The sequence below is a fragment of the Kitasatospora sp. NPDC088264 genome (assembly GCF_040685715.1).
GTDB lineage: Bacteria > Actinomycetota > Actinomycetes > Streptomycetales > Streptomycetaceae > Kitasatospora.
Window position 1 is genome coordinate 37606 of record NZ_JBFBIR010000020.1, and the last position, 25370, is coordinate 62975.

Annotated in this window: 20 protein-coding genes; 8 read left to right on the top strand and 12 right to left on the bottom strand. The window is 75.0% G+C overall.

Going from position 1 to position 25370, the window contains the following annotated elements; all coding sequences use genetic code 11:
* The first annotated feature begins 326 nt into the window (after window positions 1-326).
* From AB0O82_RS18005 to lanKC, 3 genes are all read left to right on the top strand, one after another.
* A complete protein-coding gene (locus AB0O82_RS18005; protein ID WP_363584699.1) occupies window positions 327-500 on the top strand; it encodes a hypothetical protein in 174 nt (57 codons plus the stop codon).
* A gap of 141 nt (window positions 501-641) precedes the next feature.
* Window positions 642-1949, top strand: coding sequence for an MFS transporter (locus AB0O82_RS18010; protein WP_363584701.1), 1308 nt, complete (start codon window positions 642-644; stop codon window positions 1947-1949).
* A 125-nt stretch (window positions 1950-2074) separates the two neighbouring features.
* Window positions 2075-4672, top strand: a complete 2598-nt coding sequence (gene lanKC / locus AB0O82_RS18015) for a class III lanthionine synthetase LanKC (protein ID WP_363584703.1) — start codon at window positions 2075-2077, stop codon at window positions 4670-4672.
* On the opposite strand, the gene AB0O82_RS18020 is transcribed toward lanKC, so the two are convergent.
* The gene (locus tag AB0O82_RS18020; RefSeq protein ID WP_363584705.1) at window positions 4665-6491 is read right to left on the bottom strand and encodes a BTAD domain-containing putative transcriptional regulator; all 1827 of its coding nucleotides are present in this window, start codon (window positions 6489-6491) and stop codon (window positions 4665-4667) included. The genes lanKC and AB0O82_RS18020 overlap by 8 nt on opposite strands.
* Before the next feature lie 650 nt (window positions 6492-7141).
* On the opposite strand from AB0O82_RS18020, the gene ctaD reads away from it, so the two are divergent.
* From ctaD to AB0O82_RS18040, 4 genes are all read left to right on the top strand, one after another.
* The gene (ctaD, locus tag AB0O82_RS18025) at window positions 7142-8833 is read left to right on the top strand and encodes a cytochrome c oxidase subunit I (RefSeq protein WP_363584707.1); all 1692 of its coding nucleotides are present in this window, start codon (window positions 7142-7144) and stop codon (window positions 8831-8833) included.
* A gap of 117 nt (window positions 8834-8950) precedes the next feature.
* Window positions 8951-9478, top strand: a complete 528-nt coding sequence (locus AB0O82_RS18030; RefSeq protein WP_363584709.1) for a hypothetical protein — start codon at window positions 8951-8953, stop codon at window positions 9476-9478.
* A 161-nt stretch (window positions 9479-9639) separates the two neighbouring features.
* The gene (locus AB0O82_RS18035) at window positions 9640-10359 is read left to right on the top strand and encodes a response regulator transcription factor (RefSeq protein WP_363584711.1); all 720 of its coding nucleotides are present in this window, start codon (window positions 9640-9642) and stop codon (window positions 10357-10359) included.
* A gap of 79 nt (window positions 10360-10438) precedes the next feature.
* Window positions 10439-10819, top strand: a complete 381-nt coding sequence (locus AB0O82_RS18040) for a pyridoxamine 5'-phosphate oxidase family protein (protein ID WP_363584713.1) — start codon at window positions 10439-10441, stop codon at window positions 10817-10819.
* Here the strand turns inward: AB0O82_RS18040 and AB0O82_RS18045 are convergent.
* The gene (locus AB0O82_RS18045) at window positions 10816-12087 is read right to left on the bottom strand and encodes a hypothetical protein (protein ID WP_363584715.1); all 1272 of its coding nucleotides are present in this window, start codon (window positions 12085-12087) and stop codon (window positions 10816-10818) included. The two genes, AB0O82_RS18040 and AB0O82_RS18045, sit on opposite strands and share 4 nt — an antisense overlap.
* Before the next feature lie 193 nt (window positions 12088-12280).
* Between AB0O82_RS18045 and paaI the strand changes: the two genes are divergently transcribed.
* On the top strand, window positions 12281-12691 hold the full coding sequence (paaI, locus tag AB0O82_RS18050; protein ID WP_363584717.1) for a hydroxyphenylacetyl-CoA thioesterase PaaI: 411 nt from the start codon (window positions 12281-12283) through the stop codon (window positions 12689-12691).
* 46 nt (window positions 12692-12737) lie between these two features.
* Here paaI and AB0O82_RS18055 read toward each other — a convergent pair whose 3' ends face one another.
* From AB0O82_RS18055 to AB0O82_RS18100, 10 genes are all read right to left on the bottom strand, one after another.
* Complete coding sequence (locus tag AB0O82_RS18055) at window positions 12738-13997, bottom strand: phenylacetate--CoA ligase family protein (protein WP_363584719.1); 1260 nt, start codon at window positions 13995-13997, stop codon at window positions 12738-12740.
* Window positions 13998-14015: 18 nt separating this feature from the next.
* Window positions 14016-15014 carry an SDR family NAD(P)-dependent oxidoreductase gene (locus AB0O82_RS18060; protein ID WP_363584721.1) on the bottom strand — a complete coding sequence of 333 codons (999 nt, stop codon included), beginning with the start codon at window positions 15012-15014 and terminating at the stop codon, window positions 14016-14018.
* A complete protein-coding gene (locus tag AB0O82_RS18065; protein WP_363584723.1) occupies window positions 15011-16345 on the bottom strand; it encodes an MFS transporter in 1335 nt (444 codons plus the stop codon). The genes AB0O82_RS18060 and AB0O82_RS18065 overlap by 4 nt, the downstream gene beginning before the upstream one ends.
* Window positions 16342-17571 carry an AMP-binding protein gene (locus AB0O82_RS18070; protein WP_363584725.1) on the bottom strand — a complete coding sequence of 410 codons (1230 nt, stop codon included), beginning with the start codon at window positions 17569-17571 and terminating at the stop codon, window positions 16342-16344. The genes AB0O82_RS18065 and AB0O82_RS18070 overlap by 4 nt, the downstream gene beginning before the upstream one ends.
* On the bottom strand, window positions 17568-18701 hold the full coding sequence (locus tag AB0O82_RS18075) for a hypothetical protein (RefSeq protein WP_363584727.1): 1134 nt from the start codon (window positions 18699-18701) through the stop codon (window positions 17568-17570). The genes AB0O82_RS18070 and AB0O82_RS18075 overlap by 4 nt, the downstream gene beginning before the upstream one ends.
* Window positions 18698-20083 (bottom strand): lysine 2,3-aminomutase, encoded by a 1386-nt coding sequence (locus AB0O82_RS18080; RefSeq protein ID WP_363584729.1) that lies wholly within the window; start codon window positions 20081-20083, stop codon window positions 18698-18700. Before AB0O82_RS18080 ends, AB0O82_RS18075 begins: the two co-directional genes overlap by 4 nt.
* A gap of 6 nt (window positions 20084-20089) precedes the next feature.
* Window positions 20090-21877 (bottom strand): class I adenylate-forming enzyme family protein, encoded by a 1788-nt coding sequence (locus AB0O82_RS18085; protein ID WP_363584731.1) that lies wholly within the window; start codon window positions 21875-21877, stop codon window positions 20090-20092.
* Between the two features lie 193 nt (window positions 21878-22070).
* Window positions 22071-23471 carry an FAD-dependent oxidoreductase gene (locus tag AB0O82_RS18090; RefSeq protein WP_363584733.1) on the bottom strand — a complete coding sequence of 467 codons (1401 nt, stop codon included), beginning with the start codon at window positions 23469-23471 and terminating at the stop codon, window positions 22071-22073.
* Window positions 23468-23710, bottom strand: a complete 243-nt coding sequence (locus AB0O82_RS18095) for an acyl carrier protein (RefSeq protein WP_363584735.1) — start codon at window positions 23708-23710, stop codon at window positions 23468-23470. Before AB0O82_RS18095 ends, AB0O82_RS18090 begins: the two co-directional genes overlap by 4 nt.
* Window positions 23700-25268 (bottom strand): AMP-binding protein, encoded by a 1569-nt coding sequence (locus AB0O82_RS18100; RefSeq protein WP_363584737.1) that lies wholly within the window; start codon window positions 25266-25268, stop codon window positions 23700-23702. The genes AB0O82_RS18095 and AB0O82_RS18100 overlap by 11 nt, the downstream gene beginning before the upstream one ends.
* Window positions 25269-25370 lie beyond the last annotated feature (102 nt).

The following is a 25370-nucleotide window of genomic DNA, read 5'->3' on the forward strand; positions in this document are numbered from 1 at the left end:
CGCGGGGTCGGGGTGCGCATGGAGCCGGGGTGGGCGTGGTCGGAGCCGGGCGTGCGGGCGTGCCGGGCCAGGCTCCCCGGCCCGGCTTCGGGCCCGGTTCGCGGCCGCCTTGCCGGCGGTATGGCCGCAGCCCGGAGCGGGTGCGCAGCGCCGCCGGGCGGGCTCGGCGGGCCGGGAGGCGCCGCCGCCGGCGCCCCGACCTGCGGCCATACCGGTGCCGTACCGGTTCGCAGGCCGTGCGAAGCCCCGCCTGCCTACCGTCTTCACCACGGCGGGCCACCACCCGTCGAACCCCCACCGATCAACCCAGTGAAGGGAGTTCAGCCATGGCCGAGAACATCGACCCGATCGTCGGCGAGGACAGCGAGGAGGCCCCCGAGGTCGAGGCGCACGCCGCCAACGTCCTGGACCTCCAGGCGATGAAGGTCCTTCAGGAGGCCTCCGACGGCAGCTGCTTCAGCCTGATCAGCTACGTCAGCTCCGCCGAGACCTCCGCCTGACCGGCGGCAGGTCAGCGGTGTCCGGCGCGGGGGCGGGCGCACCACCGCCCCCGGCCGCCGGGCAGCGATTGGCTTCCGGGGCGGTCCCGCCGGTGCGGGACCGCCCCGGCCCGATTCCACCCCCCACCCCGGAGGACGGCCATGGAGCCCACCTCGCTCTCCCGCAACCGGGACTTCCGGCTGCTCTGGGTCGGCGGCCTGATGGCCTCGCTCGGCTCCCAACTCGCCTCGATCGCCCTGCCGTTGCTCGTCCTGCGGGAGACCGGATCGGCCGCCCAGGCGGGCGCCATCGGCACCGTCTCGATCGGCGCGCTGCTGCTCACCATGCTGCCCGGCGGCGTCATCGCCGACCGGATCGAGCGGCGCCGGCTGATGCGGGTGTGCGACGTCGGCAGCCTGCTCGCCGTCACCGCGCTGGTGATCGCCGTCCTGCGCGGCCACACCCCGCTGCCGCTGGTGCTGCTGGTGGCCGCCGCCGGGGCGCTCATCACCAGCGCCTACGGGCCCGCCGCCGGCGGCCTGCTGCGCGCGGTGGTGCCGCGCGAGCAGGTCCGCGCGGCCTCGTCCCGGATGCAGGCGCGCGGCGCCGCCGCCCGGCTGGTCGGGCCGATCGCCGGCGGCGCGCTGTTCGCCTGGCACCCGGTGCTGCCGTTCCTCGCGGAGGGCGTCGGGCTGCTGCTCTCCACCGTCTGCGTCGCGCTGATGCGGACCCGCTCGGTGCCCGCCGCCAGGAGCGGCGCGGCGTTCAGCCGCGGCGAACTGACCGCCGGGCTCAGCTTCATCTGGCGCCAGCCCTACCTGCGCACCCTGCTGCTGATCTTCGGGCTCGGGATGAACTTCGCGTTCAGCGCGCTGATGTTCACCACCCTGGCCGTGGCCTCCGACGGCGGCCACTCCGGGATCGGCGGCGGCACCGTGGTCTCCTGCACCGCGGCCGGCGCCCTGGCCGGCGCGCTGCTCGCCCCGAGGCTGGAGGCCAGGGCGCGTCTGACAATTCACGCGCCCGACGGGAATTGTCAGACACGCCCTGAGGCGCGCCCCGGGGTGCGCGACGGCAGGCTGGTGGCGCTCAGCTGCTGGGCGGCCGCGGCCACCGCCGGGGTGCTGGTGCTCACCCGGATCCCGCTGCTGATCGGGCTGCTGTGCGCGGTGTGCATGTGCCTGTCCACGGTCGCCAGCATCGGCTTCGTCTCCGGCATGCTGCTCGCCGCGCCGCCCGACCGGATCGGCCGGGTGCAGAGCGCCGCCGGTTTCCTGTCCACCCTGGTCCAGCCGTTCGGCCCGCTGGTGGGCGGCGCGCTGCTCGGCGCTCTCGGCGGCACCCGGACCTTCGCCCTGCTGGCGCTCGCCATCTCGCTCTGCGCGGCCGTCGTCACCTGGGCGCCGCCGGTCCGGCGCGGTCCGGCGCCTGCCCCGGCCCCCGCACCGCTACCCGCACCCGCAGGCTGAACCGTTCGGCGGCCCGGGAGACGAGCGACCCGGAAGAGCTTGGAAAAGAGTTCCCCGGAAGAGCCCGGAAGAGCCCGGAAGAGCCCGGAAGAGCCCGGAAGACGACCCGGAAGAGGAGGCGCGCCATGGCCGGCGCCCAGGAGACCCAGCTGTACTGCCTCGCCGATCCGACGTACTACGACACCCCCGGCCGGCTCCGCGACCGGGCCGGCCGGTACCAGCTGGGGCTCGGCGCACCGCCCGCCGGGTGGCGGCGCGAGCGGCGCGGGCTGTGGACGGCGCTGCGGCCGGACGGCGCCCGGCTGCCGGAGCAGGGCTGGAAGATCCACGTCTCGACCGTGCCGGAGGAGGCCGAGGCGACTCTGCGGGCCGTCGCGCGGGTCTGCATGGCGCGCCGCACGACGTTCAAGTTCCTGCGCAGCGACGAGGCGCTGCGGGTCGCGAACGGCAAGTACATGGGGCGCGGCAGCAGCGGCAAGTTCGTCACCGTCTACCCGGGGTCGGAGGCGGAGTTCCTGGCCGTGGCGGCGGAGTTGGCCGAGGTGCTGGCGGGCCGCCGGGGGCCGTACGTGCTCACCGACCTGCGGATCGGGACGGCCCCCGTGTACGTGCGCTACGGCGCGTTCGTCGAGCTGTGGTGCCAGGACGAGGACGGGCGGCCCGTGCCCGCGCTGCGCGACCCGTCCGGCGAGCTGGTCCCCGACCGGCGCGACCCGGTGTTCCAGCTGCCGGCCTGGGTCGAACCGCCCGAGGAACTGCGCCCGCACCTGGCCGCCCGGGAGGCGGCCGGCGGCGACCTGCCGTACCGGATCGTCGAGGTGCTGCAGTTCTCCAACGCCGGCGGGATCTACCTCGCCGAGCACCGGACCACCGGGGAGCGGGTGGTGCTGCGCGAGGCCCGCCCGCACGCCGGGCTGGACGCCGCCGGGGACGACGCCGTCACCCGGCTGCGGCGCGAGCAGTGGGCGCTGGAACGGCTCGCCGGCCTGGACTGCGTGCCCCGGCTGCACGAGGTCCGGACGGTCTGGGAGCACACCTTCCTGGTCCAGGAGCACATCGAGGGCGTCCAGCTGTTCGCCGAGGCGATCCGCCGTTACCCGCTGGTGCACCAGAACTGCACCGCCGGACAGCGCGCCGAGTACGCGCACTGGGTAGCCGGGGTCGTGGCCGGACTGGAGAAGGCGCTCGGTGCCCTGCACGAGCGGGGCGTCCGGTTCGGCGACCTGCACCCGGCCAATGTGATCGTCCGTCCGGACGGTTCGGTGGTGCTCGTCGACTTCGAGTACGCGGAGGAACTCACCGGCCGCCGTGTCCCGCTCGCCGGCGCGGGCGCGCTGCAGCCCCCGCCCGGGCTCGACGGGGCCGACGCCGACCGCCACATGCTCTGGGCCACCTGGCTGATGCTGCTGATGCCCGTGATGGAGCTGGCCGAACGCGATCCCGGCAAACTGCCCGCGCTGGAACGGCGGGCACGGCACTGGTTCGGCCTCGGGCCGGAGGAGGGGCCGGTGCGGCCGGGCGCCGTGGCACCGGTGGCGCGGGTGGAACCGGTCGGCGAACGGCGGGTCCGTGAACTCCTCGCCGGGCCCACCCTCGACGCCGCCAGGAACGAACTCGTCGCCGGCATCCACGCCGGGGCCACCCCCGACCGGCCGGACCGGCTCTTCCCCGGCGACCCGGCCGGATTCGCCGACGGCGGCACCGGCGTCGCCCACGGCGCCGCCGGCGTGCTGTACGCGCTGCACCGCGCCGGGGCGCCCTGCCCCGACGAGTACGCGGACTGGCTGATCGCGGCGATGCGGCGGCGCGGCCCGAGACCGGGCGCCGGAGGGCTCTTCGACGGGCCGCTCGGCGTGGCGGCCGTGCTCGCCCGGGTCGGCCGCGGCGACGAGGCCGCCGAACTGGCCGCCCAGGCCCGGCAGGCCCGGCCCGCGCCCACCGTCGCCCTCCACGGCGGCCGGGCCGGCGCCGCGCTCGCCCGGCTGCGGCTCGCCGACGCCCTCGGCAGTTGGCGCGAACTCGCGGACGCCCTCGCCGACGCGCGGGCGCTCGACGCGGTGCTGCGCGGGCAGACCGTCCCGGGGCTCGGCGCGCCGACGGCGGCCGGACTGCTGTACGGCCTGGCCGGGATCGCCCTCGTCCAGCTGCGGCTGTACCAGCGGACCGGTGAGGACTGGCTGCTGGCCTCCGGGCGCGAGGCGCTGGGGCGGGCCGTGGCGCAGTGCGTGCGGGTGCCCGACGGGTCGGTCCAGGTCCTCGACCGGGGGCGGCGGCTCGCCTACCTCGACCGTGGCAGCAGCGGGATCGCGCTCGTCGCCCAGGAGTACCAGGCGCTCGGCGGCAGCGGGTTCGGGGAGTTCGGCGGGTTCGGGGAGTTCCTCGCCGACGTGCGGAGGGTGTGCGCACCCGGATTCGTGCGCGAGCCCGGGCTGTTCCGGGGCCGCGCCGGGCTGCTGCTGGCGCTGGACCGGCTGGGCGGGGCGGCGGTCCGGGACGCCGTCCGCGAGCAGGTCCGCAAGCTCCAGTGGCACCTGGTCGCGCGGCCGGAGGGCCTGCTCGTCCCCGGGATGCGGCTGCGGCGGTTCTCGGCGGACCTGCACACCGGGGCGGCGGGCGTCCTGCTGGCCCTGCGGGCCGTCGAACAGGGCTCGGAGGGCGGGGAGTTGCTGGACGTGCTGACGCTCGGCCCGAGGGGTGCCGGCCGGCGCGGCGGGCTCAGCTGAGGTTGTCGGCCAAAGCAGTGGCGTGCTCGCGGGCGTGCAGGTGGGTGAGGCGGGGGAGAGCGTAGAGGGCGGCGTGGGCGGTGACCTCGCCGGTGGGGGAGGTGACGGCGCCGGTGTCGGTGAGGGCCTCCAGGGTGCGCAGGGCGAGGCGTTCGGGGCGGCCGAGGGCGGCGGCGGCCTCGGGGAGGGTGAACAGCAGGGAGAGCGGGAGGGCGGCGAGCCGGCCGAGGGCGAGGCGGCCCTGGTCGGTGAGGTCGCGCCAGCCGGAGTCGAGGCGGGCGCGGACGGTGACGTCCCCGGCGACGAGTTCGTCCAGGGCGCCGGCCGGATCGGCGAGGCGGGCCGCGTACTCGGCGAGCGGCAGGTGGCGCAGGACGGCGAGCCGGGTGCCGGCGACCCGGACGGCGAGCGGCAGCAGCCCGCAGGCCTCGACGATCCGGGCGGCGGCCGCGCGGTCGGTGCCGGTCCGGCCGGTGCCGACGATCCGGCCGAGCAGGTCGAGCGCCTCGGCGGGGGCGAAGGGCGGCACGGTGACCCGGTGCACCGAGGCCAGTCCGGCGAGCTGGCTGCGCGAGGTGACGAGGGTGGCGCTCGGGCCGAAGCCCGGCAGCAGTTCGCGGACTACGGCCTCGCCGGGGGCGTCGTCGAGGATCAGCAGCATCCGGCGTCCGGCCAGGGAGGCGCGCCAGAGGGCGGCGGCCTGGGCCGGGTCGGCCGGTCTCGGGCCGGATCGGCCGGTGAGGGCGGCGAGTTCGGCGAGGATGTCGGCGAGCGGGCGTGGGGTGCCGTCCTCGGTGCGCAGCCGGAGCAGCAGCCGGCCGTCGGGGAAGCGGTCGGCGAGCAGGTGTCCGGCGTGCACGGCGAGGGCGGTCTTGCCGACGCCGGCCGGGCCGGAGAGGACCGCGACGCGCTCGCCGCCCTCCGCCAACGCGTCGATCAGATCCCGCAGTTCGTGGCTTCGGCCGGTGAAGTCGGTGGTGTCGGCGGGCAGCAGTGCGCCGCTCGGGCCGGGGTGCTGCGCCGGCCGGGCGGTGGCGGGGCGGGCCGGGCCGTGGGCGAGCAGCTGCCGGTAGCGGGCGGTCAGGGCGGGGCTGGGTTCGAGGCCCAACTCGCGGGCGAGCAGCTGGCGGTGGGTGTCGTAGACGGCGAGCGCCTCGGCCTGCCGGCCGGACAGGTGCAGGGCGTTCATCCGGGCGGCCTGGAGGCGTTCGCGCAGCGGGTGGCGCTCGGCCGGGTCGGCGAGTTCCTCGGCGACGGCGGTGGCGTTGCCGAGCTCCAACTCGGTCTCCGCCCAGTCCTCGTGGACGCCCAGGCAGCGGGCCTCCAGCCGATCGGCCTCGGCCTGGACGGCGGGCGAGCAGCGCAGGTCGGCGAGCGGCGGGCCCTGCCACAGGTCGAGGGCCTGGCGCAGCAGCCGGGCGGCGGGGGCGAGCGCGCCGCTGTCGGCGGCGGCCCGGCCGGCCCGGGCGAGGGCGCGGAACTGCAGGACGTCGAGCTCGGGTTCGGCGACCCGCAGCAGGTAGCCGCCGGCGGTGTGGACCAGCCGTTCGGGCCCGGGGTCGCGGCCGAGCAGGGTGCGCAGGGTGCAGATGTAGACCTGGAGGTTCTTGCGGGCGGTGCGCGGCGGCTCCTCGGGCCAGACCGCGTCGGTGAGCAGGTCGACCGGGACGGCCGTGTTGGCGCGGCTCAGCAGGACGGCCAGCACCAGCCGCTGCTTCAGCGGACCGAGGGCGAGCGGGCGGCCGTCCGCTTCGCCGGTCAGCGGGCCGAGGACGGAGAAGCGCGGCCGGGTGGGGGCGGCGGGCTGGGCCAGGGGCATCGGCGTACCTCCGGGGCGTGGGTGGGGGCCAGGGCGTGTCCGAGCGGGGGTGCGTGACCGGTGCGGTGCGGGCGTGGGCGCAGGCTACTTGACGGCCGATCCGATCTGTAGGGCACGGAATCGGCCTGTTTCGGTCACGCGACCCTCACACTTCGGGCACCTGGGGGAGGGGGCATCCGGGGGAGGGGGCGGCCGGGGGCGGTGGCGGCCGGCGGGCGCGGTGTCGTGGCCGGTGGGGTGGGGTGGGAGAGGCCGGCGGGGTGCGGCGGAGGGCCGGGGCCGGGGGTGCGGGCCCCGGGGCGGACGGGGACGGGCGGGCGAGGTCCGGGGCGCGGGCGCCGGGGCGGTTCCGGCGTTCCTCCAGCGGTGCTCGTCGGCGCGGTGAGCGCCGCCCGAGGGGCCGGGGAGGGACCGACGGCCACCGGAGGTCCCGGTCCGGGTGCCGGAACGCGGGCCGTGCGGCCCCGGGGGCGCGGGCCGAACGGCCCTAGGGGGCGGGGGCGGTGCGTTCGGATCATGGATCGCCAGCCATTCGCACGACGTTCCTAAGGAGTGCGTCCTTGAGCGCCACCCCGGCACAGGGCGACCCCACGCCACCGCCAACCTCCGTACCGCAGCCGTCGGTTCGGCCGAAACGGCCCGGTTCGGCCGTGGTCAGACTGCTGACCACCACCGACCACAAGACGATCGGCTCCATGTACCTGGTGTCGGCGTTCGGGTTCTTCCTGATCGGCGGTGTCCTGGCGCTGGTCATGCGCGCCGAACTCGCCCGGCCCGGAACGCAGATCCTCTCCAACGAACAGTTCAACCAGGCCTTCACCATGCACGGCTCGGTGATGCTGCTGCTCTTCGCGATGCCGCTGTTCACCGGCTTCGCCAACTGGATCATGCCGCTGCAGATCGGCGCCCCGGACGTCGCCTTCCCGCGCCTGAACATGCTGTCCTTCTGGCTGTTCATGTTCGGCTCGCTGATCGCCGCCGCCGGCTTCGCGACCCCGCAGGGCGCCGCCGACTTCGGCTGGTTCCTCTACGCGCCGCTGTCCGACGCCGTCCACTCGCCCAGCGTCGGCGCCGACATGTGGATCATGGGCGTGACGCTCTCCGGCTTCGGCAGCATCCTCGGCGCCGTCAACTTCATCACCACGATCATCTGCATGCGCGCACCCGGGCTGACCATGTTCCGGATGTCCATCTTCTGCTGGAACGTGCTGCTCACCTCGGTGCTGGTGCTGCTGGTCTTCCCCGTCCTCGCCGCCGCCCTGCTCGCCCTCGAATGCGACCGCAAGTTCGGCTCGCACGTCTTCGACCCGGCCAACGGCGGGGCGATGCTCTGGCAACACCTGTTCTGGTTCTTCGGCCACCCCGAGGTGTACATCCTGGCGCTGCCGTTCTTCGGGATCATCTCCGAGATCATCCCGGTCTTCAGCCGCAAGCCGATGTTCGGCTACGCGGGGCTGATCGCCGCCACCGTCGCCATCGCCGGCCTGTCGGTGACGGTGTGGGCGCACCACATGTACGTCACCGGGCAGGTGCTGCTGCCGTTCTTCTCCTTCATGACCTTCCTCATCGCCGTCCCGACCGGGGTCAAGTTCTTCAACTGGGTCGGCACCATGTGGAAGGGCTCGCTCAGCTTCGAGACACCGATGCTGTGGACGGTCGGCTTCCTGGTCACCTTCCTCTTCGGCGGCCTCACCGGCGTGCTGCTCGCCGCCCCGCCGATCGACTTCCACGTCTCCGACTCGTACTTCGTCGTCGCCCACTTCCACTACACGCTGTTCGGCACCGTGGTCTACGCGATGTTCGCCGGCTTCCACTTCTGGTGGCCCAAGATGACCGGCAAGAAGCTCGACGAACGGCTCGGCCGGATCACCTTCTGGACGCTCACCGTCGGCTTCCACGGCACCTTCCTGGTCCAGCACTGGCTCGGCGCCGAGGGCATGCCCCGCCGCTACGCCGACTACCTGGCCTCGGACGGCTTCACCACGCTCAACACCCTGTCCACCATCTTCTCCTTCCTGCTCGGACTGTCGATCCTGCCGTTCCTCTACAACATCTGGAAGACGGCCAAGTACGGCGAGAAGGTCGAAGCCGACGACCCGTGGGGCTACGGCCGCTCGCTGGAGTGGGCCACCTCCTGCCCGCCGCCCCGGCACAACTTCGTCCGGCTGCCGAGGATCCGCTCCGAATCCCCGGCCTTCGACCTCCACCACCCCGACATCGCGGCCCTGGACGTCCTGGAGAACACCGGCAAGCCCGCCACCCACCTGGGCGACGTGAGCCCGGCCAAGTACGACCTGCCACAGACCAGGGCGGAGCGGGCGCGGTCCGCCGTGGACAGCTGACCCGAGGCCGGGCGCGCCCCGGCCACCCGCTCCGAACCCTCCGACCGCCGTCTCCGCCCGCGCCCCCGTCACGGGCGGGGACGGCTCCCTCCCCTCGCGACCTGGAAGGCCGGCCCCATGACCCACACCGTCCTCGCCATCGGCACCGCCGCGCTCACCGCGAGCGGCTGCGTCTGGTACCTGCCCGCCATCGCCGACCTCCAGGCCGGCGCCGACCGGCCCCGCTCCACCCGCACGGCCGCGGCGGCCTGCGTCCTGTGGTGGGCCGCCCTCGCCATGGCCGGCGGGCTGCTGCTCGCCGTGCCCGACTGGCGGCCCGCCGCGCAGATCGCCCTCGCCGGGCTGGTCGGCGGCGTGGCGCTGCGGGTCCGCGCCCGGTGGGACCGGCGCGGGGAGCAGCACGAGGCCGCCGCCCGCTGGGCGGCCCCGGGCGCCCGGCCGGCGCCGCGCTCCGGCCGCCCCGCCGCCGTCACCCTCGCGGGGTGGCTGGTCGTCGGCGCCGCCGTCGCCTCGCTGGGGGCGGTGGCGATCCTGCTGTCGGACGAGGGCGCCGTCGGCTCCCGGGTGGTGCTCGCGGCGGTCAGCGGGGCCGGGGTGGCGCTGGCCTTCCTGCTGGCGGGCCTCGGCAGCGCGCGGCGGCGCTGACGGCCCCTCCGGTACGGGCGGCGCGGCTCCTCCGGGGGCCGCGCCGCCCGTGTGCTCGCCCGAATGGGGTCGTTGGGCCCTGGGTCCTGCGGCGGTCGGTGGGCGATGATGCCCTGGGCCCTGCCGGGAGTGTGCGGGGGTGACGAAGGTGGAGCCGCGTGATGGCGACCAAGACGGCGGGCGCCGGGGCACCGGCGCCGGTGCGGGTGTTCCTGCTGGACGACCACGAGGTGGTGCGCCGCGGGGTGCACGACCTGCTGGACGGCGAGCCCGATCTGGAGGTGGTCGGCGAGGCCGCCACCGCCGAGCAGGCGCTCGTCCGGGTGCCCGCGCTGCGGCCCGACGTGGCGGTGCTGGACGTCCGGCTGGGCGACGGCGACGGGGTGTCGGTCTGCCGTGAACTGCGCTCCCGGATGCCCGGCCTGGCCTGCCTGATGCTGACCTCCTTCGATGACGAGGAGGCGCTGCTGGACGCCGTGATGGCGGGTGCCGCCGGGTACGTGCTCAAGCAGATCAGCGGCACCGACCTGGTGGCCGCGGTGCGGACCGTCGCCTCCGGCCGCTCGATGCTGGACCCGGGCGCCGCCACCCGGCTGCTCAACCGCCTGCGCAGCGACGCCGAGCCCGCGCAGCCCGTCACCACCGGGCCCGCGCTGACCGTGCGCGAGCAGGAGGTGCTGGCGCTGATCGGGGAGGGCCTGACCAACCGGCAGATCGGCGAACGGCTCTACCTCGCCGAGAAGACGGTGAAGAACCACGTGTCGCGGCTGCTCGCCAAGCTGGGTGTGGAGCGGCGGGTGCAGGCCGCGCTGATCTCCACCGAGCTGCGCCAGGCGGCCGCCGCCGCGCAGCCGGCGCACCTGCGCTCCCTGCGGGGCTGACGCGACGTCCGGGCCCGGGACCCCCGGCGGGACCATCGGCCCTCGCGGCGCCGCCACCGCCGGGGCGAGCATCGAGAGCATGAACGGTGATCACGACCTGCTCGAACTGGACCGGGAGCGGGCGCTGGAACTGCTGGCCAGGGCCGCGGTCGGCCGGGTGGTCTACACCATCCGCGCCCTCCCGGCGGTGCTGCCGGTGTCCTTCCGGCTCGACCTGTCGGACGGCGGCGGAGTGCTGCTCTCGGCCCCGGCCGGCTCCGAACTCGCCCGGGCCGTGGACGACGCCGTGATCGCCTTCGAGGCCGACGAGGTGGACGGCGTGGACGGCTCCGGCTGGTACGTGACCGTCCTCGGCCGCGCCCAGGTCGGCCCCGCCGCTGGCCGCGCCCCCGGGGCCGTCCGGATCCGCATCCGCCCGGAACTCGTCGTCGGCCGCCGCCTGCCCCCGCGCACCGACTAGTGCGGATCGCCCTCGATGCGGCCCGCCAAGGCGCGGACGGTCGGCGGGAGTTGGCGGAGGCGTACGGCGAGGAGCGGGACGGCCAGGGCGAGGTAGACCCAGCTGAGGGCGACCCGGGCGGACTCGCCGGGGAGGGCGAACTGGACGGCGAACAGGGCGAACAGCAGCCCGGCCTTCCAGGGCAGGAACCGAAGGTCGAGCAGGAGCACCACGGCCAGGACGGTCTGCGCGGCGGTCAGCAGTACCTCGTCCACCTGGCGTTCGACCAGCGGGAGGGAGGCCGCGCCGCCGCCGGCCAGGTAGGCGAGCGGGAGGCAGCCGATCAGCAGGGTCCACTGGTTGACCTTGCTGGAGAGCAGCGCGCCGAGGCCGTCGTCCCCGCGCAGCCGCCAGGCGAAGACGACCGCGACGATCAGCTCGGGCGCCTCGGAGGCGAGCGGGGCCAGCCACTGCACCAGCAGGAAGCGGTCGATGCCGAGCGAGGCGCCGGCGTCGACCAGCGAGGTGGCGAAGGGCTCGGCGCAGGCGAAGATCACCCCGGCCGCGACCGCGAACACCAGGACGGTGGTCGCCCGGCGGCGCTGCCGGGGGAGGGCGGCCAACCGGGCCGGAACGCCGATGAGTTCCTCCTCGTCGTCCTCGCTACAGCGGCTGACCCGGAAGAGGTAGTAGCCGTACCAGGCGATCAGGACGACCGCGAGCACCCAGGAGATCTGCCGGGTCAGCGGCATCACGAAGGCCACCAGGGCGGCGGCGCCGAGGAAGGCGGTGTCGATCCGGCGGTGCTCCCGCAGGGTGATCCCGGGGGCGGCGCCGCGGCGCCGGGCGGCGAAGTAGGAGGCGAGGGCGACCAGTGGCCAGCCGACGCCGACCAGCAGCCGGTTGGCGCCGGTCATGTTGGCGGCCGCGTAGGCGGCGTACTCGGGCCGGGTGCCGGCCGCGTACGCGAAGTAGAGGTCGACGGCGTACTCGGGCAGGACGGCGATGAACGCCAGCAGGGCCAGGGCGAGCGGGCCGGAGATGTCGGCCCGGGCGGTCTCCGCGGCCCACATCAGCAGGAGCGCCGCCGCCAGGACGCCGAGGCCGAAGACCACCATGCCCGGCACGGGCGCCAGGTGCACCTCGGCCAGCCGCAGCACCACGGAGGGCAGCGCGCCGGCCACGGCGGCCCCGATCCGCAGGGCCGTCACGGATCCGCTGGGCGGCTGCGCCGACGGGATCTCGGCGGGGCCCGGTGGGGTGGCGGTCGCGGGTGACTTCTGGGCCATCAGCCGTCCTTGCGCTCGGGGAACCTGAGCAGGCCAGGGCCTGTCCGGCGGATCTTGCCGGACAGACCTTAGGGTCGGCGGGCGGCGGGGCGGGCCGAACGGCGGGGCGGCGTGGCCGAGTTCCCCCGGACGGCGGGCGGGCGCCGTGCCCTAGGCTGGCTCGGGACGCCGTCGACGGAGGGAACAGGACGCCATGCTCGACCCCGGGACCGCCGCCCTCTACGCGCGGGACGAGACCTGTCGGCTGCTGGGCATCGCGCTGGACGAGGTGTCCGCCGGTCGAGCGGTGACGCGGATGACGGTGGCCGCGACGATGGTGAACGGCCACGGGACGGCGCACGGCGGCTTCCTGTTCCTGCTCGCCGACGCCGCGTTCGCGTTCGCCTGCAACAGCCACGGCCCGGTGACGGTCGCGCAGGCGGCGCAGGTCGTCTTCCTGGCCCCGGCGGCGGTCGGGGACGAACTGGTGGCGGAGGCGGTGGAGCGGTCGCGGGCCGGGCGCGGCGGGGTCTACGACGTGACGGTCCGGCGGGCGGACGGGAAGGCCATCGCCGAGTTCCGCGGGCAGAGCGTGGTGATCGGGGGCCGGCCGCAGACCGACTGAGCGCCCGGCCCCTCACCGCTGCCCGGCCCCCGTCGTCACCTCCCGGTCAGGACCGCGGACGCTCGTCCAGTACCTGCTGGAGCTTGCCGGTGCGCGGGTTGGTGACCAGTTCGGAGCGCGGCACCCACTCGACCGCGAGGTCGTGGATGCTGCCCAGCGCGACCTCGTCGGGGTAGAGCGGCCGGGCCGTGTACACGGCCTCGACGAGCCGGTCGGCGAGCTCGGGGGCCGGCCGCTGCCCGGTGTAGCCGAGGCGCAGGATCAGGCCGTCGCGCCCGGCCCAGCGGCGCTGCACGAGCTGCATGCCGGTGATGTGGCGCTCCGGGTCGGCGGCGAGCAGGACGGCCCGGATCTCCTCGGTGGGCATGGCGACGGTGCCGACCCGGGCGCCCTCGGTGGAGCGGCCGAGCAGGCGGAAGCGGCGGCAGCGGGCGTCGGTCCACTCGGCGCGGTCACCGGTCGGGTAGCGCAGGATCGGCATCAGGGTGCGGAACAGGTTGGTGACGACGACCCGGCCGGGAGTCCTGGGCGTGGTGATCGTCTTGCCGGTGACGTCGTCGACGAGCTCCACCACCGTGCGGTGCGCGAAGGCCTCGTGCACCCGGACGTCGTCGCCGGGGACGGGCGAGCCGACCAGCCCGGCGTCGTTGGAGGCGTAGCCGACGGAGGCGACGGCGGCGTGGGGGAAGGCCCGGGCGAGGATCGGCCGCAGGTCGGCGAAGAGCAGGTCGCCGCCGAACAGCAGCAGTTCGACCCCGTCGGCCGTCTCCCCGCGCTGGACCAGGCACTCGGCGACGGCGCTGAGCTTCATCGGCTCGCCGGCCAGCACGTGGACGCCGAAGCCGGTGATGAGGTCGGCGATGTACGGGTCGGGGGCGGCGCCGCCGACGCCCAGGCGGACGTTGTCCACGGGGGCGTGGTGCAGGGCGCCCTCGATGTAGAGGAAGCCGCCGTAGAGTTCGCCGGCCGTGAAGAGGTTGGCGACCCGGTGCCCGGGCCGCAGGCCGGCCCGGACGAGTCCGGCGCCGAAGGCGGTGACCGAGTCGGCGTGCTCGGTGCGGGTCCAGGGCGAGAACTTGGGGACGCCGGTGGTGCCGCCGGTCTTGTAGATGCCGGCGTCGCTGAGCGGGCCGGTCAGGACGCGGTTGTCGGGCCAGGTGTTGGCGGCCCAGAAGGCGGCCTGGTCGATGACGGGGAGCTGGTCGAGGCGCTCGGCGGCGGGGGGCAGGTCGCGGTACAGCTCGGCGTAGAACGGCGAGTTGGCGCGGGCGAAGGCGATCAGCTCGGCCAGGGGCTTGGCGGGCATGGTGGTCGGGTCCCTTGCTCAGGAGGAGGGTGCGGCGGGGGGTGCTTCGGCGGGTGCTGCGGGGGGTGCTTCGACTCGCGCTTGGAGGCGTGCTTCGGGCTGCCCGAGCCAGGTCCGGGCGAGGGACTGGACGGTGGAGCCGTCCGGGTCGGCGAGTTTGGCGGCCAGGTAGTCGGCGGCCCACTGGTTGGCGGGCACCCGGAAGGGCGGCCGGTCGGAGAGCAGGGTCCGCACGACGACCTCGGCGACCTCCCGGGCGGGCTGGCCGGCCGACTCCCAGCCCTGGCCGCCGATCCAGTCCAGGTAGCCGGCGAAGGTGGGCGCGTACGGGCCGGAGGCGGCCTGGACGGTGCCGCGGTCGATGTCCGGAAAGACCCCGAACCGGGTGTCCGGGACGTAGCCGGGGACGACCACCGAGACCTGGACGCCGTGCGCCGCCGCGACCGGGGCGAGCGCCTCCAGGAACCCCTCGACGGCGAACTTGGCGGCGCAGTAGGCCTCGTTGAACGGCTGACCGACCACGCCGTGCACGCTGCCGACGGCGACCAGGCGGCCTGCGGCGGCCCGCAGCAGCGGCAGCGCGGCCCGGCTGACCGCGGCCACCCCGAAGAAGTTGACCTCCAGGTTGGCCCGCAGCGCCGCGTCGGTGGACATCTCCAGGGTCGGGTCGGAGTTGGAGACGCCCGCGTTGTTGACCACGGCGTCCAGCCGCCCGTACGTCCGGGCCACGCCGTCCAGGCAGGCGGCGATCGAGCCGGGGTCGGTGACGTCGAGGCGGCGGACGTCCACGGTGACGCCGGCGGCCTCGGCGGCCCGCCGGAGCTCCCCGGCGCGGCCGGGTTCGCGCAGGGTGGCCACCGTGCGGTACCCGGCCCGGGCCGCCGCGACGGCGGTGGCCAGGCCGATGCCGGAGGACGTCCCGGTGATCAGCAGGACCTTCCCGTCGGCGCTCCCGGCCTTCGCGCCGCTCCCGGCGCTCCCGGCGCTCCCAGCGCTCCCAGCGCTCCCGCCGCTCATGACGCGCTCTCCGCGAGCTCCCCGGGGGCGGCGGCCTCGCGCCCGGCGGCGTCCAGCAGCGGCTGGAGGCCGAGGGCGGGGAGGAAGGAACAGGCGGCCAGCAGGGTGCCGCCCGCCATCACCGCCCGGGCCGCGTCCAGGATGCCCAGCGGGCCGGTGAGCAGGGTGACGGCCAGGCCGCCGACCAGCGCGGCGAGCGGGATCACGCCCCAGGTGACGGTTCGGAAGGCGGCGTGCATGACGCCCTGGTTGCGGGCGGTCATCCGGGCCTGCCGGGTGGGCGCGCTGCACACGTTGATGCAGGACATGAAGAACCCGTAGCAGCCCATGGTCACCGCGATCACCGGCCCGGGCGGCAGTGCGGGCGCGGCGAGCAGGCCGAGGCCGGCCAGGCAGTGCAGCAGCAGCGACCAGGCCATCGTCCGCCCCAGGCCGAACCGCCGGCTGAGCCGCGGGGCGACCAGGGCGCCGATCAGCGCTCCGAGCGCGGCCACCGACATGGCCGCGCCGAAGGCGCCGACCGTCACGCCCAGGCCCCGGTAGGCGAGGACGGGCAGGACGGTGACGAAGACCGGCCCGCCGCAGTTGAGCGTGACGGCCGCCAGCACCACCCGGCGCAGCACCGGGTCCGCCCAGTTGAGCCGGAAGCCGAGGGTCAGCCGGTCCCGGATCGAGCCGGGTTCGACCGTCCGCTCGCCCCACGGGCTCATGTACCGGAAGCAGACGGCCGAGACCAGGTAGCTGGCCGCGTCCACCAGCAGGGCGGCCACCCCGAGCGCGCTGTACAGGGCGGCGGCGATGGAGGGGCCGGCGACCTCGGCGACCGAGCCGCTGCCCTCCAGCCGGGAGTACGCGCGGACCATGCCGTCCTCGGGCACCACGGCGGGGACGGCGACCAGGTAGCCGACATTGAAGAAGATCGTCGCGCCGCTGATCACCGCCACGCAGCCGAACAGCAGCGGGGTGGACAGCACGTCGAGCCAGTACGCGAGCGGGATCGCCGCCACCGCCGCCAGCCGGACCAGGTCGCAGCCGAGCATGGTGCGGCGCTTGTCCCAGCGGTCGACCAGCACCCCGGCGACCGGCCCGAGCAGCGGGATGCCGAGGTACTGGGCCATCGCCACCACGCCGACCTGGAGGGCGGAGGCGTGCAGAACGAAGATCATCAGGGTCGGGACGACGAACACGGTGACCTTGTCGCCGACCAGGCTGACGGTCTGCCCGGCCCAGAACAGGTCGAAGCCCCGGCCCAGCGGCGCCGGCCGCGCGGGCGCCGTCCCGCCTCCCACCGGGTCGGACGTCACGCCCTCGCCCGTCCGGTCGGACTTCACGCACCCTCCCGCAGGACCAGCCCGGCGGTCTTGCCGGTGCGGCCGTTGCTGATCAGCTCCTCGACCGGCCGTACCCGGAAGGACTCCGGGTCGTGCTGGAAGGCGGTGCTGAGCGTGAAGGTGGCGCTGAACAGCTCCTTGCGCAGCCGCTCGGCGTCGGGCGTGGCGCCCGTCCCGCCGGTGAGCAGCAGGACCTCCACCCCGGTGGCCCGGCCGCGCTGTTCGGTCAGCACCACCTGGGCCCGGGCCACGCCCGGTTCGCGCTCGGCCCGGGCGATCAGTTCGGCCACGTCCAGTCCGAGGCCGCGGACCTGGACGACGTTGTCGCGTCGGCCCAGCACCCGCATCGCCGGGCCCGGGCGCCCGCACGGGCAGTCGGTCAACTCGCCCGCGTCGCCGGTGCGGTAGCGCAGCACGGGGTTGAGCATCTCGGGGTTGAGGGTGGTGAAGTCGAGCAGGCCGCCGGCGTCGGCGTGGACCAGCTGGTCGGGCAGCGGGTGGAAGGTGTCGGCCGGGCAGTCGGGTGTGTTGGTGGCCACCACCCAGGTCTCGGTGCTGCCGAACATGCCCCAGCGCCGCGCCTCGGGCGCCACCACGGCGAGGTCCTCGTCGAGTTGGGGCTGCCAGGCCTCACCGAGCCACAACACCTTGCGCAGGGAGGGGAGTCGGATGCCGGCGGCGCGGGCGTGCGCGAACCAGAGCCGCAGCACGCTGGGCGTCCCGCCGATGGCCGTCACCCGGCGCGCGGCCAGGAAGGCCAGCCAGTCGCCGTACTCCTCGGCGGCGACCGAGCCGAGCGCGATGATCCGGCAGCCGGAGAGGTCGGCGAGCGCGGCGGCGAGGAAGTGCGCGCCCCACATCCGGCCGGCACCCCAGGCGTTGACGAAGACGTCCGTCCGGTCGAGCGGCTGCCAGTGGGCGTGCACGCCGGCCATGTAGAAGCCGGTGGGGGCGTAGCCGACCTGGGGGGCGCCGGTGCTGCCGCCGCTCTGGAACAGCCAGGTGGCGGCCTGGTCGGCGGCGGGCTCCAGGTGCGCGAGGGCGGTGTTGAGGTCGTCCTTCGCCAGGGGCGGGAGCGTGGCGAGCCGGTCGAGGGTGTGGACGTTGACGTGGCTGGCGTAGCGCGGGGCCAGGTCGGGGACGCTGCGCAGCCGCTCCAGGGTGCGCCGGGCCACGTGCAGGCGGGGCTCGGCGGCCTCGGGGGGCAGGGAGAAGGAGGCGGTCATCGGGAGTCCGTCCGGGGGGCGAGGTCGAGGTCGCGGTTGGAGGTGGGTGTGGGTGTGGGTGTGGGTGTGGGGGCGGGGCTTCGGGCGGGGTCGAGGGTGAGCGGGCGGGCGCCGTCCGCGAGCCACCTGGCGTGGCCGTCGCGGTAGGCGGCGAAGCGGGCGCGGGTGACGTCCCGTTGGAGGGTGCGGTCCGGGTCGGTGAGGTCGGGGGCGATCACGCCGTCCGGTTCCAGTTCGGAGAACCAGTACCGCTCGCCGTCGTACAGGAAGTCGACGCAGAAGAACGGGATCGGCAGCCGCTCGGCGAACCAGGCCGTGGCGGCGGCGAGTTCGGGCGGCACCGGCGGGAACTCCATGGCTCCGCCCCGGCTGGCGTTGGCGACCGGGGAGCCGGGCTCCGGGGTCCGCTTCATCACCGCGTACGGCTCGCCGTCGACGACGTACACCCGGTAGTCGATCGTGCCGTCGCCCAGGTAGGGCTGGACCACCAGCGTGGTGTCGCCGCCCTGGGCGAGGCTGGCCAGGCCCCGGACGTCCTCGGGGCCGCGGGCCAGGTTGATCCCGCCGCCGCCGCACCAGCCGGCGGGTTTGACGATCGCGGGGTAGGTCATGTTCCGCAGGCCCACCTCGTAGCCGTGCTTGCTGATGTCCCGGCCGGTGCCGATCCGCACCGTCGGGATGGTCGGCACCGGGGAGCCGCCCAGGAACAGCAGGGTGGCCAGCTTGTCGTTGCCGATCAGCGAGACCTGCGGCGGGAACGGCAGGTAGAACCCGGCCTGTTCGAGCACCGCGTACAGCGCGTACTGGTTGAAGACGTCCATCGACTGGTACGGCAGCGAGTAGAGCGCGGTGATGAACAGGGTGTCCTCGGGGGTGACCGGCTCGTCGTCCACGTAGACCCGGGGGCGGCCGGGCCCGGTGGCGTCCACCGTGACGGCCTCCGGCGCGTGCCTGGTCCAGCGCAGGCCGAGGTCGGCGGCGCTCTCGGCGTAGAGGTCCCAGAAGAAGCCGTGCCACATCGCGGCCATCCGGGAGGACTCGCGGTCGGGGAAGATCCAGCACAGGCGGCGCAGTTCGCCGTCCCGGGGAGGGGCGGGGCTCGGGGCGGGGCTCGGGCCGGGGGTGCTCATCGCGCTCCTCGTGCGGTGGACGGCTCGGACCACCAGCGGCGGCCGGTCTCCGGGAGGGTGTCCACCGGGTCGTAGTAGGGGTGGCGCCGGTCGAGCGGGGCGTCCTGGCCGCCGCCGATCTCCAGGCCGGTGCGGTAGTTCTTGGTCCAGTACGAGATGCCGAGCTCGCGGTCGTAGGCCACCGCCTGGTGCACCCAGCGCTTGCCGACGTGCGGGACGTCGCAGACCAGGCGCGGGGTCGCGTAGCCGGGCAGGTAGCCCATGATCGCCTCCTGGAGGCGCTGCGCCTGGTGCAGCGGCGTCCGCCAGTGCTCGGCGCCCGGGATCACGTCGCAGAGGTAGAAGTAGTACGGCAGGATGTTCGCCTCGCCCTGGAGGGCGAAGCAGAGGTCGAGCAGGTCCTCGGCGGTGTCGTTGACGCCCCGCATCAGCACGCCCTGGTTGCGGACGTCCCGCACGCCCGCGTCCAGCAGGGCCCGGGCCGCCTCGGCGACCAGCGGGGTGATCGAGCGCACGTGGTTGGCGTGGGTGTGCACGGCCAGGTTGACCGCGCGGCGGGCGGCCAGTTCGGCGACCCGGGCCAGGCCGTCCAGCAACTGCGGTTGCAGCCAGTGCTGGGGCAGGCCGACCACGGCCTTGCTGGCCAGCCGGATGTCCCGGACGGTGCCGAGGTCCAGCAGCCTCAGCAGGAAGGACTCCAGCCGGGGCCAGGGGACGTTGGCGAGGTCGCCGCCGGACAGCACCACGTCGCGCACGGCGGGGGTGCGCTTGAGGTAGTCGAGCATCTGCTCCTGCCGGTCGGCGGGGCGCAGCAGCAGCCGGGTCTTGGCCACCTGGGGCGTCGAGGTGCCGACCAGGTCCATCCGGGTGCACTGGCCGCAGTACTGCGGGCAGGTGGCGGTCAACTCGGCCAGCACCTTGGTGGGGTAACGGTGCGTCAGTCCCTCGACGGCCCACATGTCCGCCTCGTGCAGCGAATCCCGCTCGGCCCGGGGATGGCTGGGCCAGTGCGGGTGCCGGTCGGTGCGCACCGGCAGCATGTAGCGGCGCACCGGGTCGGCCAGGAACGCCTCGGTGAAGGCCTGCGGGTCGGCCGGGGCGTCCGGGGCCATGGTGTTCAGCAGCTGCGGCGGCAGCAGCATCGGCATGGTGGCGAACCCGGCCTGGTCGGCGGCGAGTTCGCGGTAGAAGTGGTCGGCGAGCCGGTCGCCGACGACGGCCCGCAGCTGCCGGGCGGTCTTCACCGAGTGGGCCCGCTGCCACTGGGCGTCGCGCCACTGCGCCTCGGTGACGCGGCGCCAGCCCGGCAGCCGCCGCCAGTCCGGCTCGACCAGCGCCGTCCGCGCGTACGTGTACGGCTGGCGGATCACGGGGTGGTCCACGGCCGGCTACTGGCCGGTGGAGGGGGCGGTGGAGGGGTCGACCAGGGGGTCTGTTCGAGGGCTTGCCTGGGGGTCGGCTCGGACGTCGGTGAAGAGGCCCGCGAAGCGGGTGCGCAGCTCGCGCTTGAGCACCTTGCCGGTCGGTCCGAGCGGGAAGTCCTGAGGTGTGCGGGCGATCCGGACGGCGGCGAGTGCGGCCAGCCCGGCCGCGGCCAGCGCCTTGTTCGCCGCGTCCTGTACCTCCTCGGCGCCGGCCCCGGCGGCCCCTCCGGCCCCTGCCTGCAACCGGACGACGGCGACCGGGCGTTGTCCCTCACCGGGCGCCCCGGGCACGCCGACCACCGAGCAGTCCTGCACCAGGTCGGCGCAGTCGGCGAGCAGCACCTCCTCGATCGGCAGGCTGTAGACCGGGCCGTCGGCGGTGTCGATGACGTCCACCGTGCGGTCGAGGTGGTAGAACCGGCCGTCCGGCGAGCGGCGGGCGACGTCGCCGGTGAGCCAGTAGCCGGCCAGCTCGAAGCTCTCGGTCAGCCGCCGGTCGTGCCAGTAGCCCGGGGTCCGGGAGGGGCTGACCACGCCGAGCAACCCGACCGTGCCGTCCGGGAGTTCGGTGCCGTCCTGGTCGAGCACGGCGGCCTTCAGGACCACCTCCAGCGGCCTGCCGACGCAGCGGTCGTCGCGGGCGCTCTCCGGGGTGGTCACCTGGCCGAAGAGCGCCATGCCCATCTCGGAGGAGCCCAGGCCGTCGACGAACTGCGAACCGGGAAGAGCGGGTTGGTCGGCCCGGTCCTGCGGCAGCAGCCAGGGGCGGATCAGCCCGGCCGGCCGCTCGCCGAGCGTCACCAGGCGGCGGATGTGCCCGTGGTGCGCGCTGTCACCGGTGTTGAACCAGGAGTGCACCCGGGCCGCGCCGCGGACCGGGAGTTCGCCGGTGGCCAGCTCGACGAAGGTCCGGGGGAAGGAGGCGACCATGGTCGGCTGGAAGGCCTCCATCACCGGCTCGACGACGGCGCGCCGCCAGTCGGACATCACCACGGTGGGCAGGCCGAGCAGCGTCGCGGTGAGGAAGTAGCTGAGCCCGCCGGCGTGGGTGTGCGGCATCAGCGACATCAGCCGGTCGTACGGCTCGGCGGGGAAGCGCTCCATCCGCGGCTGCTTGCCGTCCCAGAACTGGCGGTGCGCCAGCATCGTGGACTTGGGGGTGCCGGTGGTGCCGGAGGAGTGGATCAGCGCCACCACGTCGTCCGGGGCGTGCCGGTACGGGTGGCCGGCGGGCAGCTCGACGGTGTCGGCGTCGAAGGCCTGCACCTCGGCGGCCAGGGCGAGGAAGCGCGGGCGGCGGCCCGGGTCCTCGCGGTAGGCGGCGGCCAGCCGGGTGGGGTCGTCGGCGACCACGCCGACCACGCCGACGTGGTCCAGGTAGCGGACCAGCACGTCGTGCCGCATCGCGTCGTTGACCAGCGCGGGGACGGCGCCCAGCGAGGTCAGCGCGAGGAAGTGCAGTAGCGGTTCCAGCCCCTCGCCGACCACGACGCCCACCGGCTCGCCGGGGCGCACCCCGTTGGCGTGGTACCAGGCGGCGTAGCGGTCGCGCAGCGCGGCCAGATCGAGCAGGCTGTGGCCGCGCAGCACCACCTCGCCGCGGTGGTCGGTGCGGTGGGTGAAGACGGACGGGACGGCGCGGTGCGGGTTGGCCGCGAGGGCGTGGTCGAGGAAGTTGCCCGCGCCCAGGGCGGGTTCGGTCATCAGCCGCTGTCTGGCGGCGAGGGGCGCGATGGAACTGCGGTCGCTCATGGGGGTCTCCCGAAGGGGGGCCGGGCGCGGGTTCTCGTGGAATCGGCGCCGGGGAGGGGGAAGGGCCGGGGAAGGACGGGGGTGGGGCGTCAGGCGTGGGTTCGGGGCGCGGGCGTCCGGAGTGGGCGTCGGACCCGGACGTCGGGCGCGGGTCTCAGGTGCGGGCGTCGGACCCGGACGTCCGGCGCGGGTCTCAGGTGCGGGCGAGGATGTCGGCGACGACCCGGTGGCCGGAGCGGATCGCGCCCTCCATCAGCCCGAAGTACGCGGTGCTGGTCTCGGTGCCGGCCCAGTGCACCCGGTGGTGCGGCGCGGTCAGCGCCGGGCCGAGCCGCGGCCAGTCGCCGGGCCCCAGCAGGGCGGCGTAACAGCCCTGGCTGTACGGGTCGTTGAGCCAGTCGGTGACGTGGCAGGCGGTCGGCTCGGGGAGCATCGGGAAGAGCTGTGCGGCCTGCCCGACGGCCGCGGCGCGTTGCTGCCGCGGAGTGAGGGCGGCGAAGCGGTGCGCCTCGGCGCCGGTGACGAAGCCGGTCAGGACGCCGATGCCGGCCTCGGCGGGGGAGTCGTCCACGGTGGAGAGCAGTGGCCCCCGGGCGTTGACCGACCAGCCGGACAGGCCGTGGTCGCGCCACAGCGGCGCCGGGTAGACCAGGTGGACCTTGACCGCGCAGCCGCGCGCGGTGCGCTCGCCGGCCCGGCGCACCGGCAGGCCGGGCCGGTAGTCGATCGCGTCGGCGAGCAGCGGCGGCAGCGCCATGACGGCGACGTCCGCGCGGTGTTCGCCGCGGTCGGTGTGCACGGTGACGGCGTCGGCGTCCTGGTGGACGGCCCGGACCGGCTCGCCCAGCCGTACCCGGCGGCCCAGGCGCTCGGCCAGCCGCTCGCACACCTGGTGGGCGCCGCCGGAGATCCGGTCCTGCTGGGCGCCGCCGGCGAAGGCGTTGAGGTAGCGCAGGCCGCCGCCGGAGCGCAGGTAGAAGGCGAGGTGGAGGACGGAGATGTCGGCCGGGTCGGCGGCCGTCATCTCACCCAGGAACAACGGGAAGAACAGCCGGGCGTCGGGGTGGGTGAGGTGCTGCTCGGCCCACTCGGCGGCGGTCAGGGCGTCCAGGCGTTCGGCGTCCGGGGTGAGCCAGGGCGCCTCCGGCCGTACGGCGGCGGTGAGTTCGGACAGCCGGTCGAACAGGTCGCCGAGCGCGACGCCGTCGAGCGGCGGGAACCGGCCGTCGCGGGTCGTGGCGTCGGCGCTGCTGCCGTTGTGGTTGTCGTTGCCGCTGCCGAGCGCGAACCGGCTGGCACCGGACATCGTGGTGGGGGTGGTCTTGAGCACCAACTCGTCCATCATGGCGAGTAGTTCGGTGTGCCGGTCGCCCAGGTAGGCGGCTCCGGCGTCGACCAGGACACCGGGGGCGGCCTCGATGCCGTGGGTGCGCCCGCCGACCCGGTCCCGGGCCTCCAGGACGGTCACGTCGAAACCGTGGGCCGCCAGCCCGGTGGCGGCGGTGAGCCCGGCCAGTCCGGCGCCGACCACGACGGCGGTTCCTCCTGGCTGATGCGCGTTGAACTGCTGGCCGTTGAACGGGTGGTCGTTCATCTCGCGGCCGTGATTCTGCGCGCGAGCGCGGTGGGAGTGGGCCCGAGCAGGAACTCGTCGAAGGTGAGCTCGACGGCGTAGCCGCGCGCGACGGCGCTCAGCACCCGGGTGGCGATCAGCGAGTCGCCGCCGAGGTCGAAGAAGTCGGAGTCGGGCGCCACGTCGTCGCGTTCCAGCACGCGCCGGAAGACGGCCACCAGGTCCTGCGGGGTGGCGGGGGTGGTGAGGTCAGTGCTCAACGGAGGTCTCCTTCGACCTGTCGTGGGCGCCGTAGCGCAGGTGGCAGCCGGCCCGGTCGACCTTGCCGCTGGGGGTGTGCACGAGCCGGGGGACGACGGTGATCCGCCCGGGTACGAGGTGGCCGGGCACCCGGGCCCGCAGGTAGGACAGCAACTCGCCGGCCAGGTCCGGCGGGGAGGTGTGCCGCCGCGCCACGACGTACGCGAGCAGCGCGGTGCGGCCGGCCAGGGCGGCGCCGGTGACGGCGGCGGCGCTCACCTCGGGGTGGCCGGTGAGGTGCGCCTCGACCTCCGCCGGGTCCACCCGGACGCCGCGCACCTTCAATTCGCCGTCCAGGCGGCCCTGGTGGGTGAGCAGGCCGTCCGGGCCGCGGCTCACCCGGTCGCCGGTGCGGAAGTACCGCTCGCCGTCGACGGTGGTGAACCGGGCCGCCGTCGCCTCGGGCAGGCCGGGGTAGCCGAGCGCGAGGCCGGGCCCGCCGATCAGCAACTCGCCCTGCTCGCCGAGGCGTTCGATGACGTGCGGCAGGGCGTGGCCGATCGGTGCGCGGGCGGCCGGTGCGCGGTCGGCGCCGGGCCGGGCCGGTTCGCGGGCGAGCGGTCCGGACAGGTCGACGGCGTGGGTGATCTGGGTGGTCTCGGTGCAGCCGTAGGTGTTCAGCAGCCGGATCCGCCCGGTGTCCAGCCGGGCCCAGTCGTCCAGCCGGGCCGGTTGGACGGCCTCCCCGCCGATCACCAGGAGTTTGACGCGGGGCGGCAGTTCGGCCCGGTCGTCGACCAGGTGGTGGACGAGTTCGTGCCAGAAGGCGGTCGGCAGGTCCAGGACGGTGATCCGCTCGCGCTCGACCATCCGCAGGAAGCGCGGGAACGACCCGCAGTGCGCGTCGGGGTCGAGGACGAGGGTGGCGCCCGCGGTGAGTGCCGGGAGGATCTCCTCGAAGCAGGTGTCCCAGTTGAGCGAGGCGAACTGGAGCACCCGGTCCTGGGGGGTGAGGTGGAAGAGGTCGCGCAGTGCGTGGGCCGTGGCCGCGACGGCCCGGCGGGGAGTGGCGACGGGTTTCGGCTGCCCGGTCGAACCCGACGTGAAGAGAATGTAGGCCGGATGTTCCGGGCCGCTTGCGGCACGGTCCGCCGGAAGGGTTCCGGGCGGTTCTCCGGGGAATTCCGAGAGGGCGGGTAACTCTACTAATCGAGCGTCGAGTTGGTGCTCCGCGACGGCGTCGCCGAGTATCGCCGTGCGGCAGTTCGCGGCCGTCGCCATGGCGTGTCGACGGGCCGCCGGGAATGCCGGATCGATCGGGCAGTACACGCCCCCGGCGGTCAGCACGCCGAGAAGTGCGACCACCGTTTCGGCCGTGTGGACGGCCGGCACGGAGACCGTGCCGGGGTCCGGTCCCAGGCGCCTGGCCAGGGTGTTCGCCAGCTCTGCGAGCCGGCCGTAGTCGAGGGTGCGTCCCCGCTGGACGATCGCGGGGTGCCGGGGATTGCGGCGTGCCATTTCCGTGAACGCGTGGATCAGGTCGGGAACGACCTGGAGGGTGTCCTGATTAATTGACATGGCCGCCCCAAATGATGCCGTCGAATGCTCATCCGTGCTCGGCGAACGGCGACTCTACCGTCGAACATGCGTGGCGACAATGGATGTTGAGAGCGTTCTTCG